Source organism: Nocardia pseudovaccinii, from assembly GCF_050942345.1.
GTDB classification, from domain to species: Bacteria; Actinomycetota; Actinomycetes; order Mycobacteriales; family Mycobacteriaceae; genus Nocardia; species Nocardia pseudovaccinii.
Genome location: NZ_CP192074.1, coordinates 2345547 through 2358759 on the forward strand (window position 1 = coordinate 2345547; position 13213 = coordinate 2358759).

Here is a 13213-nt window from a genome sequence, read left to right on the forward strand (position 1 = left end):
CCGGTCGATCACGATGCGCACAAGATATGTCACGGCACCGACAAGTCCGTCCCAACCCGGAATCGGCTGGTCGAGAACACCTCCGCGTCGGCTTCCAGGCCCACCGGCGGCGACGGCGACCGCCATGAACCGAGCGCGCGCCGCACACGGGCTGGTCCTATTCCCGTTCCCCGCAACGCAATTGCGATGCGAGTGCATCATCGACCGCGGCGATCGGCTGGTCCACTGACTGTTGGGACGGCAGAGGAAGGATCCCAGTCGGGAAAGGCCGAGACAGCGACCAGGTGCGGCAAGCTGATCCTCGCGGCGAAGCCGTGCGTGTGAGCGGCGCAGACCGTCGCAGGACATCAGGTACACGGCGCGCAACCGGTCCTCGATTGTCTGGTGGCGAAGATCTGCACCTGCTCCTCGGTCCCCACATCCGAAGCGGTGATCTCGGTGGGTCGGGGCCTGGTGTCGGTCTCATTCATGACGGACGGGTTCGCGTCGACAAGGAACTGGGGGCGTGCGGAATCGTGTCGCGCAGCGGAGCGGCCCGATGTACAACCACGGTGGAATCGGCGCCGACCAGCAGTGGTGTGTCAGCACCCAGGGAGGGAGATGTTGCCCCAGGGGTGAAAACGATCGCCACCTATGGTGGCTATTCGGGACGAGCGCCGACGCCGAAGATTCTTGTCAAGGCTGCTACCAACGAAGCGGCAGACCTCATCCATCGCGCGCCGATACACGAACCAGCTGCCCAGGAGTCCACGAATGCCGTCCACCGTTGTCGCGGATGTTCGCGACCGATCCGATGCCTACCGCGCTACACCTTTCTCCCCGAGGTGGGCCGCGAACTGGTCGCGGAGGCGGTGAACTACCGTGCACTCGACTCCGACGCACGGGCGGTGGCGGCCCGGTCACCATGCCGTCCGGAGGACGATCGGGCGGCGCCGTTGCCGTATCCGCCCGGACGTGAGTTCCTGCGAGCGTGCTTCGGTCGCCCGCACGCCGGAGCGATCGCAGTTCCGGCCGTGTGCCGCACGCTGCGCGCAGCATGCAGCGCACCAATTCCTCCAGGCGAGTCCGTCGCACGAGACAGTGCCCCCAACAGCAGTGCGGCACCAGCAATCGCAGGATGTGTCGGCGCGAGAGCCTGTCGATACCCGAGCAGTCGTAGCACGCCGGCCAATACCGTCGGACTACAATGTGAAGGGGCATAGATCGTGTGGCAGTGGGGTCGCACTTTCACCGAAGGGGCCGAGGCCGCGTCGTCGTCCAGCTGGCAAGTCGACAATGTTCAAGCGCCGATTCTCAATTCTGACCAACCCGCGCAGATCACCGGCAACGCAGGCGGAGCAGTCGTGACCAACCTGCGGCCGCCGCTGATGCCAGGGTCGACGTTCGGGAAATATCACCTGCGGCGGCTGATCGGTTCCGGCGGGATGGGCCGGGTATTCGAGGCACTCGATACCACCAAGGGCCGGGTGGTCGCGGTGAAGGTGCTGCCCGAACAGTTGGCCGACGACCCGGTCTATCGGGCCCGGTTCCGGCGCGAATCCCACATCGCCGCGCTGCTGCAGGAGCCCCACGTCATCCCGATCCACGACTACGGCGAGATCGACGGGCTGCTCTACATCGATATGCGGCTCGTGCACGGCGATAGCCTCCGCACCGCATTGAAAACCCACGGCCCGCTGCCGCCCGAGCAAGCTGTCTCGGTGATCAGCCAGATCGCAGCCGGACTCGACGCCGCACACCACGATGGCCTGGTCCATCGTGACATCAAGCCGGACAATATCCTGCTCACCCACGACGGGTTCGCCTACCTGGCCGACTTCGGCCTGGCCAACACGAACACCGACGAACGCCTGACCCAGACCGGATCGGCGATCGGCTCGTTCAACTACATGGCGCCCGAACGTTTCCGAGCAGGCCCGGCCAGCCCGGCTGTCGATGTCTATGCCTTGGCGTGCGTATTGCACGAATGCCTGACCGGCAGCCGCCCTTACTCGACCGACGGCGGCGACGCCGCCGTCATGCGGGCCCACATGATCGAACTTCCACCCCGGACGAGCAGCTACGCGCCGGGAATCCCGGCCGCGATCGACGCTGTCGTCGCGCGCGGCATGGCGAAGTCGGCCGACGAACGCTACGCCAGCGCGGGCGAATTGGCCGCCGCTGCCCACGCCGCACTTGCGTCGTCTACCGCCGACGCCGAAGACCATAGTCCCCTTGCCGTACACGAATACGATCCCACCGTGGCGGCGCATCCCGCACCCCGGGCGACCTCCACACCCGAGGCGAGATCCGCCCCGGCGCCCCGGCGTCGGCTACGCCACCTCTGGATCGCCGCTGTCGCGGCCGTCGCGGCCGTGGCGGCCGTCGGAGCCTGGCCGCTGCTCCACAACAAACCCGCACCGCCGACCTCAGAGACGGCGAAATCCGAATTCTTCACCGGCGACGACATCACCCTGCTGAAGAACGTGCAAGACCCGTACAACCGCAGCGTCTGTCATCACCGGAACCCACCGGCCTTTCTAGGGGAGAAAGCCCATCTCACCTGCGACGAGATTCCCGAAATCCGCACGCCCAGCGCGGACTTCTACCTGTTTCCCAATGCCGACGCACTGGACAAGGCCTATCACGTCGTAGCGTCACAGACAGCGTTGCAGACCAGCAACTGTCCGGACGATCCACCCGGCCGCGACGGCCCCGCGATGAGAGACGGCAGGCAGGTCGGGCGGACGGCTTGCTTCACGGATCCCACGACGACACCACCGACCTCGGGGGTGATCCAAACCGACGACGCGGCCCTGAGCATGGTGGTTCTCTCCTTCCCCGAGTCGGTGGGCGGTAGCGCCCAGTTGTACTGGGCTCTACACGACACGGGAGAGGGGAATTCGCAATTCCTGACTACTCCGAGGGACCCGGACGACGACTACACTCCGGCCGACAAAGATCTGCTCAACAAACTGCCCAAGGCCTACGACCGACAATACTGTCGACGCGAGTCACCCGTGAGCGATGCGACCGCCGCCGTTCTATGCTTCGGCAACGAGTCTGGTGCGCCGTCAGCAAGGTTTTTCCAATTTCCCACCCATTCGAAAGCGACCCAGTTTTTTGATGGTTTGAGGAAGTCCGGCGAGCGCGCGTGCGACGGTGCCACGGTTTCCGAGCAACCGTCGAATCGAAATGGCACGACCATCAGCCGGTTCGCCTGCATCACCGCTCCCGTGCCGACGCTCGTTGCGTTGGATCAGAGCCGCGACATCGCCATCCGACTCGTATCCGTCGGTCCCGATTCCCCCTCCAACCGTCCCAAGACCGAACAGGCGTTGTTCGATTGGTTCAAAAAGAACCTGCTGTAGACGCCGAAGTCTCCGCCGCGTCGGCAAACCAGCGCCGACCATAGGTCGATAACTTGCGACATGGGACTCACGAAGTCGATTAGACCTCGGGCAACCGTGTCTGGCCTAGAAGCCGCTGCGCTCGTGTCACAGGGGGAGCCTGGGGTGCAGCAGCCAGTCCGCCCTGGTCCGGGCCTGGGGCCGGGACACCCCGGATAGATCCCGCCGGAAGCCTCCGCCCCTCCGCAACTTGGAGAACCAACCCCGCCGCCCCCGTGGGGAACTGAGTCAGCAGTCGAAGCGAGGGCACTTGAGCATCGGCGGATGCCCGTCGCCGTGGCTATGCGAGGCGGCATCGAACGACGACGTGGAGGCCGCCGGTAGCGACAGCGGCCCCGAGATCCCCAATACGCTGGGGCCGAGCAGCACGAGTCCACCGGCAAGGGTCATCGACAACAGGATGCGGCGAGAAGACAGAAACGGAACAGCAAGAGGCATCTGCATCACTTCCCTGGGCGCGGTATCGATCACGTCGTGTACAAGGCCAATCCTCGTCCGTGAACGGATCGCGCGACACCCACCCCAGGGTGAAAACCCGCACCCTCCCTGACTGGCGCGCCGATCGAAATTCGGTCAACAGGGCAACAACTGCTGTGACCGATTCGATGGTCACGGCGAACCGGTACGGGTCCGTATTCCCGGCCGAAGACCACAGCCACCAACTCGGCGACAGGTCGTCGCGGAGCTGGTGGCTGTGCATCAGAACTCGATCATGTATCGGGCTAGCCGACAGCTGGTGCGAGGTCACCGCCGATTCGCGCTTCCGACAAAAAATCCGGGAGCGAGACGGACAGGCGGGCGCTGATTTCGGTCAACCCGGACATCAACGCCTGTGCTGGTTCGGTGCCGGTCGTTTGGATGATGATCGGGGCGGGCTGTAGGCCCTCGATCCGTAGTCGACAAAAGTAGTCCGCGTCAGGTTTCGAAAAAGGCTGCGGCGCATCGACCGTCACCAGTATCGATCGGCCGCGTCGCTGAATCCTCCTGATTACCAAGGCCTTTCCAAATCCGACAGTCATAGCGAGATAGTATGGCCTCGGGCGTATTCGGCCGAATACTGCGGGCGTGTCCGAGAACCAGGCGCGTCCTCACCGATGACCGCAGGCCGACATCAGCTAACCCTGGTAGGGGTGGTTGGTGAACTGGACTGCACCGGCTTCCGGGAAGTGGGCCGCGTTGACGGTGACGGTGCCGACGAAGTTGTCGTGACCAGGGCTGAACAGGGCCGAGTAACCGCTGTTGCCCCAGAAGCCGGGGCCGTTGGCATGTGTGGTGAAGCTGCCGGTTTCGCCGGTGTCGACATTGCGGTAGTTCAGGGTGATGTCGAGTGAACACTGGCCGACGCCGATCATCTGGGCGGTCACGGTGAAGGCGGCCATGCCCGGGTAGGCGTTGCCGTTGACCGACGAGTCGACGATCGCGACGCACGGGCCGTTGGTCAGCGAGTAGATCGTCGCGAACTTGCCGCCGCTCGAGTCCGCGGAAGCTGGTGCGGCCGTGGCGGTTACGGTCGCCGCGGTCATCGCGGCGAGGGAGAAAGCAGTCACGGATCGGATCGAACGCATCATTACCCCAGTGGTTGATGGTGGTCATGCCGACGTTATGCCGTGCGACGGTACCAGTCTTCCCGTCATCCCATGACCGTTCCGCGCGATGCGATCAGCCGAGGCTGAAGGGTTGCCCCCACAGGGTTTCGGAGTCGTCCATGACGTTGTCGTCCACGGTGACCGTGGTGTAGGCCCGAGCTTCGGCGGCGCCTGCACAACCTTCTATAGACAGTGTGTGGTCCACATACTGGGTGATGCCCGATGTGCCGGTGAAGGTGTAGTCCTCGATTTCCTTGGTGGCCACCTTGCCGGGCTTCAACTGAACGCTCAGGGAGGGGTCGGCGTAGGGCGAGATCCTCGAGTCGCCTGCGGTGCCACCGGCATATCCGCCCGCGGTGACACCGCCGTTGCCCCCGCCGCCACCACCGTCGCTGTTGTTGCCGCCGTTGTCGGCACCCGCGGGCGCGTCGGTTTTCGGCTGGGGCGGCGGCGTATCGCCGCTGCCGTCCGCGTGTGCGCCGCTGCCGAGATCGACCTGGCAGCCAACGAGGTAACCGGTTTCGATCCGACCGCCGCTGACTTTGATATCGGCGGGCACGGTGATGTGCACGGATGTCACGCCGGAAACCCACGCGTTGCGGGACAGTGGGCTCGCGGCCATCGACCCGGAGATCGTCGCGTGTTCACCGGTGCGGTCGACCGCGACGACAAGGCCATCACGAGTGGTGAACTGATCGTGGCCATCTGGGAGTTGGATCGAGGTATCGGCTTGTGCCGCACCGGATGTCACCAGTACGAGGGGCAGGAAGGCGCACGTCATCATCGCGGCGCCCAGTGAACGGCGCATCGCGCTGTTCCTCTCGTTCGATCGGATCACGCCGCTCATCCGACGCTGAACGGGTCGCCGTACAAGGTCACTTCGGCCGACCCTTGGTCGTTGGTCACCGTCAGGGCGCTGAACGCGCGCGCCTGCGCGTACCCGCCGCACCCACTCAGCTGGATGCCGCGATTGCGGTAGGCGATGCCGACGGCACCCGCCGCGGGATCGAGCTTCTTGGCGCCGAACTTCACCACCGCGACGCCACCGGGCACCAGTTTGATACTCGGGGTCAATTCCGGCGACACCGAGCCGGGCGACAGGTAGACATCACCGCCGAGTGACAGCCCGCCGGACAGATCTACCTGGCAGCCGATCAGATAGCCGGTCTCCAAATTGCCCGCTGTCGCGCCCGGAGCCGTGGCGTACGCGGTCGCCGACAGCTGCGCCGTGCGTGACATGCCGTTGGCGGCGAGGGACTGGGAGATGATCGCGGTCTCACCGGTCCTGGTCAGATCCACCGGAATTCCCGTCGCCGTCGTCAAGGCCTGCTCGCCGTCGGGCAGCGGCACCACGGTATCCGCATGCGCGAATCCAACTCCGAGCATCAGCACCGCCAACCCGACGCTGATACCGGTCGACCACCGGCCGACGCCATCGATCACCCTCATCGAACCCCATCCTCAACTGCTGGCAGCTACGGGAGAACCTCGCACGCAAACCTGAGCGTCGGCTGGGAATCAGCAGTGTGGTTGCTGTCGAATCCCGCCCCCCGGGGCCGATCGGGCGTGCGCGCTCATAGCTGGCTCCTAACTTGCTCCCATTTTCGACAGAGGTTGGGCCGCAACGATTCTCGCGTCGGGGCGGCAAGGATCGCTCCCGACGGATCCAGAAACCCAGGAGGAAACGTATGGGAGTCAAGTCGAAGCTGGTCACGGCGGCTGCGGCGGGCGTCGTGGTGTTCGGTGCACTGGGCGTCGGGGCCGGTGTCGCGAGCGCTGATCAGCCGCAGGGCCCGGCAGCGGGACAGCAGTGTCCGCCGCCGCCCGGGGATCACCAGGGTCCGCCGCCCGGCGACCAGCAGGGTCCGCCGCCCGGGGACCCGCAGGGCCCGCCGCCTGGATGCCCCGCGCCCGGACAGTGATCCGCAGCCCTATGTCCGCAAGGGCATAGGGCATTTTCAGGCGGGCGTGCCCGCGTCATCACAACTATGGTGTGAGCGTGCGGATTCGACGGTGGCGGCGCGTGTACCTGGGCGCCGAATACGCCGCGCTGTTCTTCGGCGGGACAACCGCGTACAACGCGGTATTACGAGGTAGACCGCCGATTCCCGCGCTGCTCGCATTGGCGGTCGGCGTAACCGGTTACCTGCGGCGTGCTTCGGACTTCGACCGCGCGGCGCTCTGGCGCTCCGAGGCGATTCACAAACAAGCGCGCCCCATGGCGGCGCTGGCAGGGTCGAACGCGCTGGCGCTCACCGCGGCGGTCGCGGTGCTGCGGCGGGACAATCTGTTCGAGCTGCCGCGCCGAAATCCCTGGCTGTGGCTGGCAGTCATGGTGTTGTATCCCGTGCTCAGCGTGTACCCGCAGGAACTGATCTTCCGTTCGTTCCTGTTCCACCGGTACGCGCCGGTCTTCGGCGACGGCGTCGGGTTGGTGGCCGCGAGCGCGATCGCATTCGGCTACGTGCACATCATCTTCGGCAGTTGGCTCTCGGTCGTGCTGAGCGGTGTCGGCGGCTGGATCTTTGCCACGCGGTATTTGCGGACGCAATCGCTGTTCACCGCGTCCGTCGAGCATTCGGTGTACGGAATGCTCATCTTCACAGTCGGTTTGGGGCAGTACTTCTATCACGGCGCCGCTCCGGCGGCGCGCATCGAGCGTTCAGGCGCGGCGGCGTAGGGCCTCGATAACGGTGCGCGCCGCATTGGACGGGGTGCGCCGGGCGCTGTAGGCGATCGCGAACACCACTGCATTCCAGTCCCCACCACGACTCGGAGTTCACCTTCGGTCTGGTCGGTGCGCTGGGCGCGCCGGGGGTGGGCCGATCGCGGCGTCGCGGGTTCGGTCGTCGCCGGAGCCGCATACCAGTCCGGCGGTCGGTCGCTGGTATGCGGAATCGGCCTCACCACAACGCTTCTGGGCCTGCTGATCTGGGTTGTTCAGGTCGTCGCGACCAGGAACTGCTCCGCGTTCGGGGGTTGCAGGCCGTCCGTTCTGTCGGCGAAGTAGCGCTGGGTCAGGGTGGATGTCGAAATGTGTTGTGCCGATACGAAACCCGCTGCCTCGGCCAGTGCGATCAGTTCATCGGGACTGAACAGGCTGAGGAATGGCACTCCGCTTGCTCGCGCGGCGTTCTCGACGGCCTGACGTATCGCGCGTTCCTCGGCGTCGAGTAGGTCCAGTGGGAGTTGGAAGGTCATGGCCAAGGTGGAGCCGGGTGCGAGGGTCGAAATCCGCTCCAGTGTCTGGACGTTCGCTTCGCGTGTGAGATACATGGAGACGCCGGTTTCGGCGACCACCGCGGGACGCGACGGGTCGAAGCCCGCGGAAATGAGTCGTTCCCACCAGGATTCGGCCTCGAAATCGACCGGGACCAGCCGCAGCCACTGCGGAATTCCGTAGCCGAGTTCGACCAAGCGCTGCCGCTTCCATGCCTGCGGGCCGGGCTGGTCTACCTCGAATACGGTTAGTCCGGAGGCGATTTCGGGACGGCGCTGAGCGAAGGTGTCGAGTCCCGCGCCCAGGATGACGTACTGATCGACGCCGCGCGCCGCCTGCTCGACCACCAGATCCTCGACGAAACGGGCGCGCGCCACGACGCACGCGCGCGAGAGGCTGGTCGTCTCGGGATTCATATCCCCGCGGGCGCGCCACCCGGCGTCGGGGTCGATAAGCCGCAGCCCGATCTCGTCTTCGAGCACATGCGGCGCCGGATCGATCTCGACGTGCAAGGCGCGCCACAGTGCGACCCGCTCCGCAGTGCTCTCGGGACCGATGACCTGTTGCATGGTTCAGTCGACCTTTCCGACCTGCAGACTCCAGACCCGGCCGTCCGGATCGCGCACCGTCATTTCCTTTGTCCCGTAATGGGTTTCCTCGAAAGACGTGACCACCTCGACGTCATCGCTCGGCCGGAACGCATCCGGTTCGGTCACCGTCAACACGAGCTGCGTCTGTGGGGTCTGACTGCGCGGGATCTCGGCGATGAATACATACGGACCGTCGCCATTGCGGAACAGTCCGGAGTTGTGGTCGGTGGTGAATTCGGGTTCGAAACCGAGCGCCTGAAAGAACCGCGCCGCCTTGCCCCAATTGTGCGTCTCGACGAAAACGCCTTCGATGCCCTGCGTCGTCATATCGTCTCTCCTTCTTGCGCTCGCGGTTGCTGATCGTGGGTGTCGTCGAGGTATCCGCGCAGTGCCTCCGCGACCAGTGCCGACAGCGACATGCCGGACTCGATCGCCCGGAACTTGACCTGCTTGATCAACCCCACCGGCAAATACACGTTGAACTGCTTCACATCCTCGTCGCGCACAATCCGATGCTAGCATCCTAGGAAGCTAGTAACAAGATCATCATGCGCTGGCGACGGCACACTTCGAGTGGATGCATGGTGATCTTGATCAGACGCCGGAATGTGGGGGCATTCGGCGAGCCGCGGGGCGGCGCGATAACTTGAGCGGGTGATCAAGAGTTCGGTATCCACGGCGGCGGGGGCATGGCGGGCAGGTGACGGCGTCCCGGTGACGTTGCGGGAGGCGACGATGGCATGGGCCTTTGCGGCACATGCGGAGCTGTCCGAAATCGCCACGGGGTACGGGAACTTCATCACTGTCGATGAGCTGGCCGAGCGGGTGCAGGAGGCGTCCGGGGTGCAGACGGGTGCGCCGACGCGGACGTGGATGGAAGCGATCCTGCGCAAGGTCGCCCGTCGCTGTCACAACGCGGGCGAACCGCCGCTGACCTCGCTGTGCGTGCAGGAGAACCACACCGTCGGTGACACCTACAAGTACGTGCTGGAACTCGCCGGACTGCCGGTTCCGAAGGACCTCGAGTTGCACGCCTCCTACGCCCGGTGGCAGTGCTACGAGCACCACGGCGCCGCCATGCCCGCCGAGCTGACCGCCCCGCCGCTCACGCCCAAGGTGGCGGGCCGCCGATCGGCTGGCACCACCGCCACCTCCACGCAGGAGGCAAAGCCCGAGCCTGCCCGCGCGGCCGTGTGCGACCAGTGCTTCATCCAGCTGCCTGCCAGCGGGACTTGCCAGTACTGCGTATAGGCGTCATGGCGAAACAGCCTTCCGGACGCTCAGTGCGCCATCCATATTCGCGTGATATCGGCAGTAGAAGGGGTGCGAGCCGATTTCGTCGGGTGCAGTGAAGGTGATGGTCTGGCCCGGGCCGATCTCGTGGTCGAAGAGGCCGGGGCGTTTGCTGGTGATGCTGTGTTTTACCGAATCGAGGTTGACCACCGTGAGCACCGCGCCCGGCGTGATCGGGGGCGTGCCGGTGTAGTTCTGATGGTCGATGGTGATGGTGACGGCGGGTATCGGGGCCGGGCCCGATGACGTGGGCGGGGCGATTTCCTCCGACGTGCCGCACCCCACCGCCCACGCGACGGTGAGCAAACCGATCGCGATCCGATGCCGCCTTGGGGCGGTTCGAGAGCTTTTCACCTAGACCGGCTGCCCACAATTCGAGCGGTCATGCGCAAAAGCTATAACAAGTTATCGAGGTCGCTGAGGAATGCTCGACGGTGTTTAGGCCACGGCCGAAACATGGTGGGAGTGCCGCACACTGATTCCTAGGCTGCTGAACAGTGCGGATTCAGGAGTCGGCGATGATGGACGAAGTGGTGGCGCGGCCCGTATGGCCGGTGCTGGGACGGTTGGGCGTTGGTGCGGTGGTGGCCGGGCGGCGGAAACGATGGTGGCCGAACGGGCTGCGCTGGACGGCGACGTCGGCTGCCGCGGATCAGTTGCTGCGAGTGGATCCGGTCCTCGCGGTGATGGTGCGAGGTCCGCGGTGATCGCGGGTACCGTGAGGTGCCTGAGCGCGACGATGCGGGGCAGCGTATGAAGCGAATCTACTGCACACCAGACGATCTGACGCGGATCCGGATCGGGGCACCACTGGGCGCGATGGGCGAAACATTGCTGGCCACCCGGGTGGTGCAGCGCACCGACGCGCCGTTGTACGACGGCTGGCGCGGGCAGGTGCGGCGCGCGATGCCGGACAACTTCGGCATGCTCGCGGATATCTTCCCCGGCGTGCACCACTTCGTCGACCTGATCACACCGACCCGTGGTGCGCGGTCGATGTCGGCCGGAATCGAGGCATTGCATCTGGCCTCCCGAGACGAACTCCGCCGTGAGGTGGAGCATGCCGATCGCCAGCGCGCGCTGACCGGCCACCCGCTCCCCGCGTGGGCGCGGAATCTGTACGACCGCGACAACGCTGCTCGCCGCGATGTCGGGCTCGCCGTCGAGGCATTCCATGCGGTGGCATTCGCCGGTCGGTGGGCGCATATGCAGTCGCATCTCGAGGTGGCGGCCGAGCGGATGGCCCGCACCATTGCCACCGAGGGCGTCGAACGCCTCTTCGCCGGACTGGCGCCCTTCGCGCGGTGGCGGTCGCCCGCGCTGGAGGTGCTCACCCCGATCGAATGCCATGACGAACATCTCGACGGACGCGGCCTGATCATCATTCCCTCGCTGTTCGTCTGGCCCGGACCGAAGTTGCTGAAATCAACTATCGATAAGGACGCGCCGATGACGCTGGTGGTCCCGGTGCTGCGCGATATCGCCGATTTCGCCACGGCATGGGGTCCGCGTGCGACCAACGAAGCGTTGACCGCACTGCTCGGCCGGACGCGCGCGGCCGCACTGCAGGAGATCGCCGAGGGCTGCACGACGACCGAACTCGCACGCCGACTGGATGTTTCACTCGCGACGGCCAGTGAACACGCGTCGATACTGCGTGCGGCCGGGCTCATCGAAAGTTGGCGGCATCGCAATTCGATGCGGCATCAGGCGACGACATTGGGTATCGCATTGCTCGACGGTGAGCTCGACGGTGGTGTGCGCATCGCTTAGTCCCGCGCCAGTATCGTCGGGCGGGTGCAGCTCATAACCGACCGCAAGACCGTGCGCCGGGTGGGTGCCGGTCTGGTCGCCGGATCGGCGCTGGTCGTCGCGGGTGCCAATATCCGATTGTGGCTGGTATCGGCCGGATATCGGTCCGGACCCGCGGCCGCGCCGACGGTTCCGGTGGTGATCGTGCCGGGCGCCAAGGTCGGGCCCGATGGTGCGCCGATGGCCTATATGCGCGGACGGCTCGATGTCGCGATCGAACTGCTGCGCGCCGGAAAAGTACGTGAGATTCTCGTATCGGGTGATGCGGCGGGCACTTCCGGCAACGAAATCACTTCGATGACAAAGTATCTCGCGGACCACGGCATCGATCCGGCGGTGGTGCGATGCGATGGTGAAGGCTTGTCGACCCGGGCGACGTGCGAACGAGCCAAGGATTTGTTCGGCATCGACCGCGCCATCATTGTCACGCAATACCAGCATCTGCCGCGGGCGGTCGCATTGTGCCGCGGCGCGGGCATCGATGGCTACGGTGTTGTCGCATACTGTGAGTGCAGGCGAAAAACCCTTGTGCGCAACACTATTCGTGAGTGGTTGGCCGCGCCCAAGGCGGTCGCCGCACTGATCTGACGCTGATCCGAGCCCTACCGGGGGTCTGGAAGCCCGGGATCCATCGGATCGACCGGACCGCCGGGATTCGGGATCGGTGGCGGTCGCATCGGATCCGGCTGTGGCCGGGGATCAGGGATCGGTGGCTCCGGTGTCGGACCGGGCTGCGGTGGTATCGGGTCCGGCGAGGGCCCGGGTACCGGCTCGGGACCGGGCCTCGGCGGAATCGGCTGCGGTGCCGGGCCAGGGACCGGCTCCGGTTCCGGATGTGGTTCGGGCCCCGGCACCGGTTCGGGCATGGGTTTCGGCGGCACCGGATCCGGGATCGGTGTCGGTGGTACCGGGTCCGGAATCGGCGTCGGCGGGATCGGGCTCGGATTCGGTGGCACGGGACGAGTCATGCGCAAACCTCCTCAGCACAGCGGTACCCATCCGATTGCGGGTGAATCAGACCACGGATCCCAGGCGCGGTCACCAACTCGTGTACCGAAGTGTTCCCTTCCCCGGGCCGGACGACTCCGCTCGTTCGGAAGATCGAAACCGCTTGATGGGCTGCGGGTTCGAGGCACCAGCCCAACGGACTGGAGGGGGTATCTCGTGCAGCAGGTTTGTCTGCGCGGCGCGTAGCCGATCGTTATCGCCCAGGTAGTCGGTGATCTCGCGGGCGAGACCGGTCGGCGGCGCGCGGCCGGTCCGCTCGCGGGAATCGATCTACTGGGCGTGCCTGCCTGGACCGTCACCGAGTACGCCACCGCC

At 65.6% G+C, this 13213-nt stretch carries 17 protein-coding genes; 7 read left to right on the top strand and 10 right to left on the bottom strand.

Annotated elements, in window-relative coordinates; genetic code table 11:
• The first annotated feature begins 1343 nt into the window (after nucleotides 1–1343).
• A complete protein-coding gene (locus tag ACQPZ2_RS10645; RefSeq protein ID WP_433525385.1) occupies nucleotides 1344–3350 on the top strand; it encodes a serine/threonine-protein kinase in 2007 nt (668 codons plus the stop codon).
• Nucleotides 3351–3617: 267 nt separating this feature from the next.
• Here the strand turns inward: ACQPZ2_RS10645 and ACQPZ2_RS10650 are convergent, their stop codons facing one another.
• The 5 genes from ACQPZ2_RS10650 to ACQPZ2_RS10670 form a co-directional block, all read right to left on the bottom strand.
• Nucleotides 3618–3860, bottom strand: a complete 243-nt coding sequence (locus tag ACQPZ2_RS10650; RefSeq protein WP_433525386.1) for a hypothetical protein — start codon at nucleotides 3858–3860, stop codon at nucleotides 3618–3620.
• A gap of 251 nt (nucleotides 3861–4111) precedes the next feature.
• Nucleotides 4112–4342, bottom strand: coding sequence for a hypothetical protein (locus ACQPZ2_RS10655; RefSeq protein WP_433525387.1), 231 nt, complete (start codon nucleotides 4340–4342; stop codon nucleotides 4112–4114).
• A gap of 162 nt (nucleotides 4343–4504) precedes the next feature.
• Nucleotides 4505–4936 (bottom strand): hypothetical protein, encoded by a 432-nt coding sequence (locus ACQPZ2_RS10660; protein WP_433525388.1) that lies wholly within the window; start codon nucleotides 4934–4936, stop codon nucleotides 4505–4507.
• Between the two features lie 112 nt (nucleotides 4937–5048).
• Nucleotides 5049–5783 carry an MspA family porin gene (locus tag ACQPZ2_RS10665; protein WP_433525389.1) on the bottom strand — a complete coding sequence of 245 codons (735 nt, stop codon included), beginning with the start codon at nucleotides 5781–5783 and terminating at the stop codon, nucleotides 5049–5051.
• 35 nt (nucleotides 5784–5818) lie between these two features.
• The gene (locus tag ACQPZ2_RS10670) at nucleotides 5819–6424 is read right to left on the bottom strand and encodes an MspA family porin (RefSeq protein ID WP_433525390.1); all 606 of its coding nucleotides are present in this window, start codon (nucleotides 6422–6424) and stop codon (nucleotides 5819–5821) included.
• 239 nt (nucleotides 6425–6663) lie between these two features.
• On the opposite strand from ACQPZ2_RS10670, the gene ACQPZ2_RS10675 reads away from it, so the two are divergent.
• Together ACQPZ2_RS10675 and ACQPZ2_RS10680 are read left to right on the top strand one after the other, a co-directional pair.
• On the top strand, nucleotides 6664–6897 hold the full coding sequence (locus ACQPZ2_RS10675) for a hypothetical protein (protein WP_364393543.1): 234 nt from the start codon (nucleotides 6664–6666) through the stop codon (nucleotides 6895–6897).
• Nucleotides 6898–6974: 77 nt separating this feature from the next.
• A complete protein-coding gene (locus ACQPZ2_RS10680) occupies nucleotides 6975–7655 on the top strand; it encodes a CPBP family intramembrane glutamic endopeptidase (RefSeq protein WP_433525391.1) in 681 nt (226 codons plus the stop codon).
• 260 nt (nucleotides 7656–7915) lie between these two features.
• Here ACQPZ2_RS10680 and ACQPZ2_RS10685 read toward each other — a convergent pair whose 3' ends face one another.
• Genes ACQPZ2_RS10685 through ACQPZ2_RS10695 form a run of 3 tightly spaced genes read right to left on the bottom strand, consistent with a single transcriptional unit; the run spans nucleotide 7916 to nucleotide 9291 of the window.
• A complete protein-coding gene (locus ACQPZ2_RS10685; protein WP_433525392.1) occupies nucleotides 7916–8764 on the bottom strand; it encodes a class I SAM-dependent methyltransferase in 849 nt (282 codons plus the stop codon).
• Between the two features lie 3 nt (nucleotides 8765–8767).
• Nucleotides 8768–9112, bottom strand: coding sequence for a VOC family protein (locus ACQPZ2_RS10690; protein WP_433525393.1), 345 nt, complete (start codon nucleotides 9110–9112; stop codon nucleotides 8768–8770).
• The gene (locus tag ACQPZ2_RS10695; RefSeq protein ID WP_433525394.1) at nucleotides 9109–9291 is read right to left on the bottom strand and encodes a CopG family transcriptional regulator; all 183 of its coding nucleotides are present in this window, start codon (nucleotides 9289–9291) and stop codon (nucleotides 9109–9111) included. The genes ACQPZ2_RS10690 and ACQPZ2_RS10695 overlap by 4 nt, the downstream gene beginning before the upstream one ends.
• 148 nt (nucleotides 9292–9439) lie before the next feature.
• On the opposite strand from ACQPZ2_RS10695, the gene ACQPZ2_RS10700 reads away from it, so the two are divergent.
• Complete coding sequence (locus ACQPZ2_RS10700; protein ID WP_433525395.1) at nucleotides 9440–10036, top strand: hypothetical protein; 597 nt, start codon at nucleotides 9440–9442, stop codon at nucleotides 10034–10036.
• 3 nt (nucleotides 10037–10039) lie between these two features.
• Here the strand turns inward: ACQPZ2_RS10700 and ACQPZ2_RS10705 are convergent, their stop codons facing one another.
• Nucleotides 10040–10432, bottom strand: coding sequence for a cupredoxin domain-containing protein (locus tag ACQPZ2_RS10705; RefSeq protein WP_433525396.1), 393 nt, complete (start codon nucleotides 10430–10432; stop codon nucleotides 10040–10042).
• A 164-nt stretch (nucleotides 10433–10596) separates the two neighbouring features.
• Here ACQPZ2_RS10705 and ACQPZ2_RS10710 point away from each other — a divergent pair, with 164 nt between their 5' ends.
• Genes ACQPZ2_RS10710 through ACQPZ2_RS10720 form a run of 3 tightly spaced genes read left to right on the top strand, consistent with a single transcriptional unit; the run spans nucleotide 10597 to nucleotide 12478 of the window.
• The gene (locus ACQPZ2_RS10710) at nucleotides 10597–10785 is read left to right on the top strand and encodes a hypothetical protein (RefSeq protein ID WP_433525397.1); all 189 of its coding nucleotides are present in this window, start codon (nucleotides 10597–10599) and stop codon (nucleotides 10783–10785) included.
• A gap of 46 nt (nucleotides 10786–10831) precedes the next feature.
• Nucleotides 10832–11851, top strand: a complete 1020-nt coding sequence (locus ACQPZ2_RS10715; RefSeq protein WP_433525398.1) for an ArsR/SmtB family transcription factor — start codon at nucleotides 10832–10834, stop codon at nucleotides 11849–11851.
• Between the two features lie 24 nt (nucleotides 11852–11875).
• Nucleotides 11876–12478 carry a SanA/YdcF family protein gene (locus ACQPZ2_RS10720; protein ID WP_433525399.1) on the top strand — a complete coding sequence of 201 codons (603 nt, stop codon included), beginning with the start codon at nucleotides 11876–11878 and terminating at the stop codon, nucleotides 12476–12478.
• Between the two features lie 111 nt (nucleotides 12479–12589).
• Here the strand turns inward: ACQPZ2_RS10720 and ACQPZ2_RS10725 are convergent, their stop codons facing one another.
• Entirely contained in the window at nucleotides 12590–12889 is a 300-nt protein-coding gene (locus ACQPZ2_RS10725; RefSeq protein ID WP_433525400.1) for a hypothetical protein, read from the bottom strand.
• Nucleotides 12890–13213: the final 324 nt, after the last annotated feature.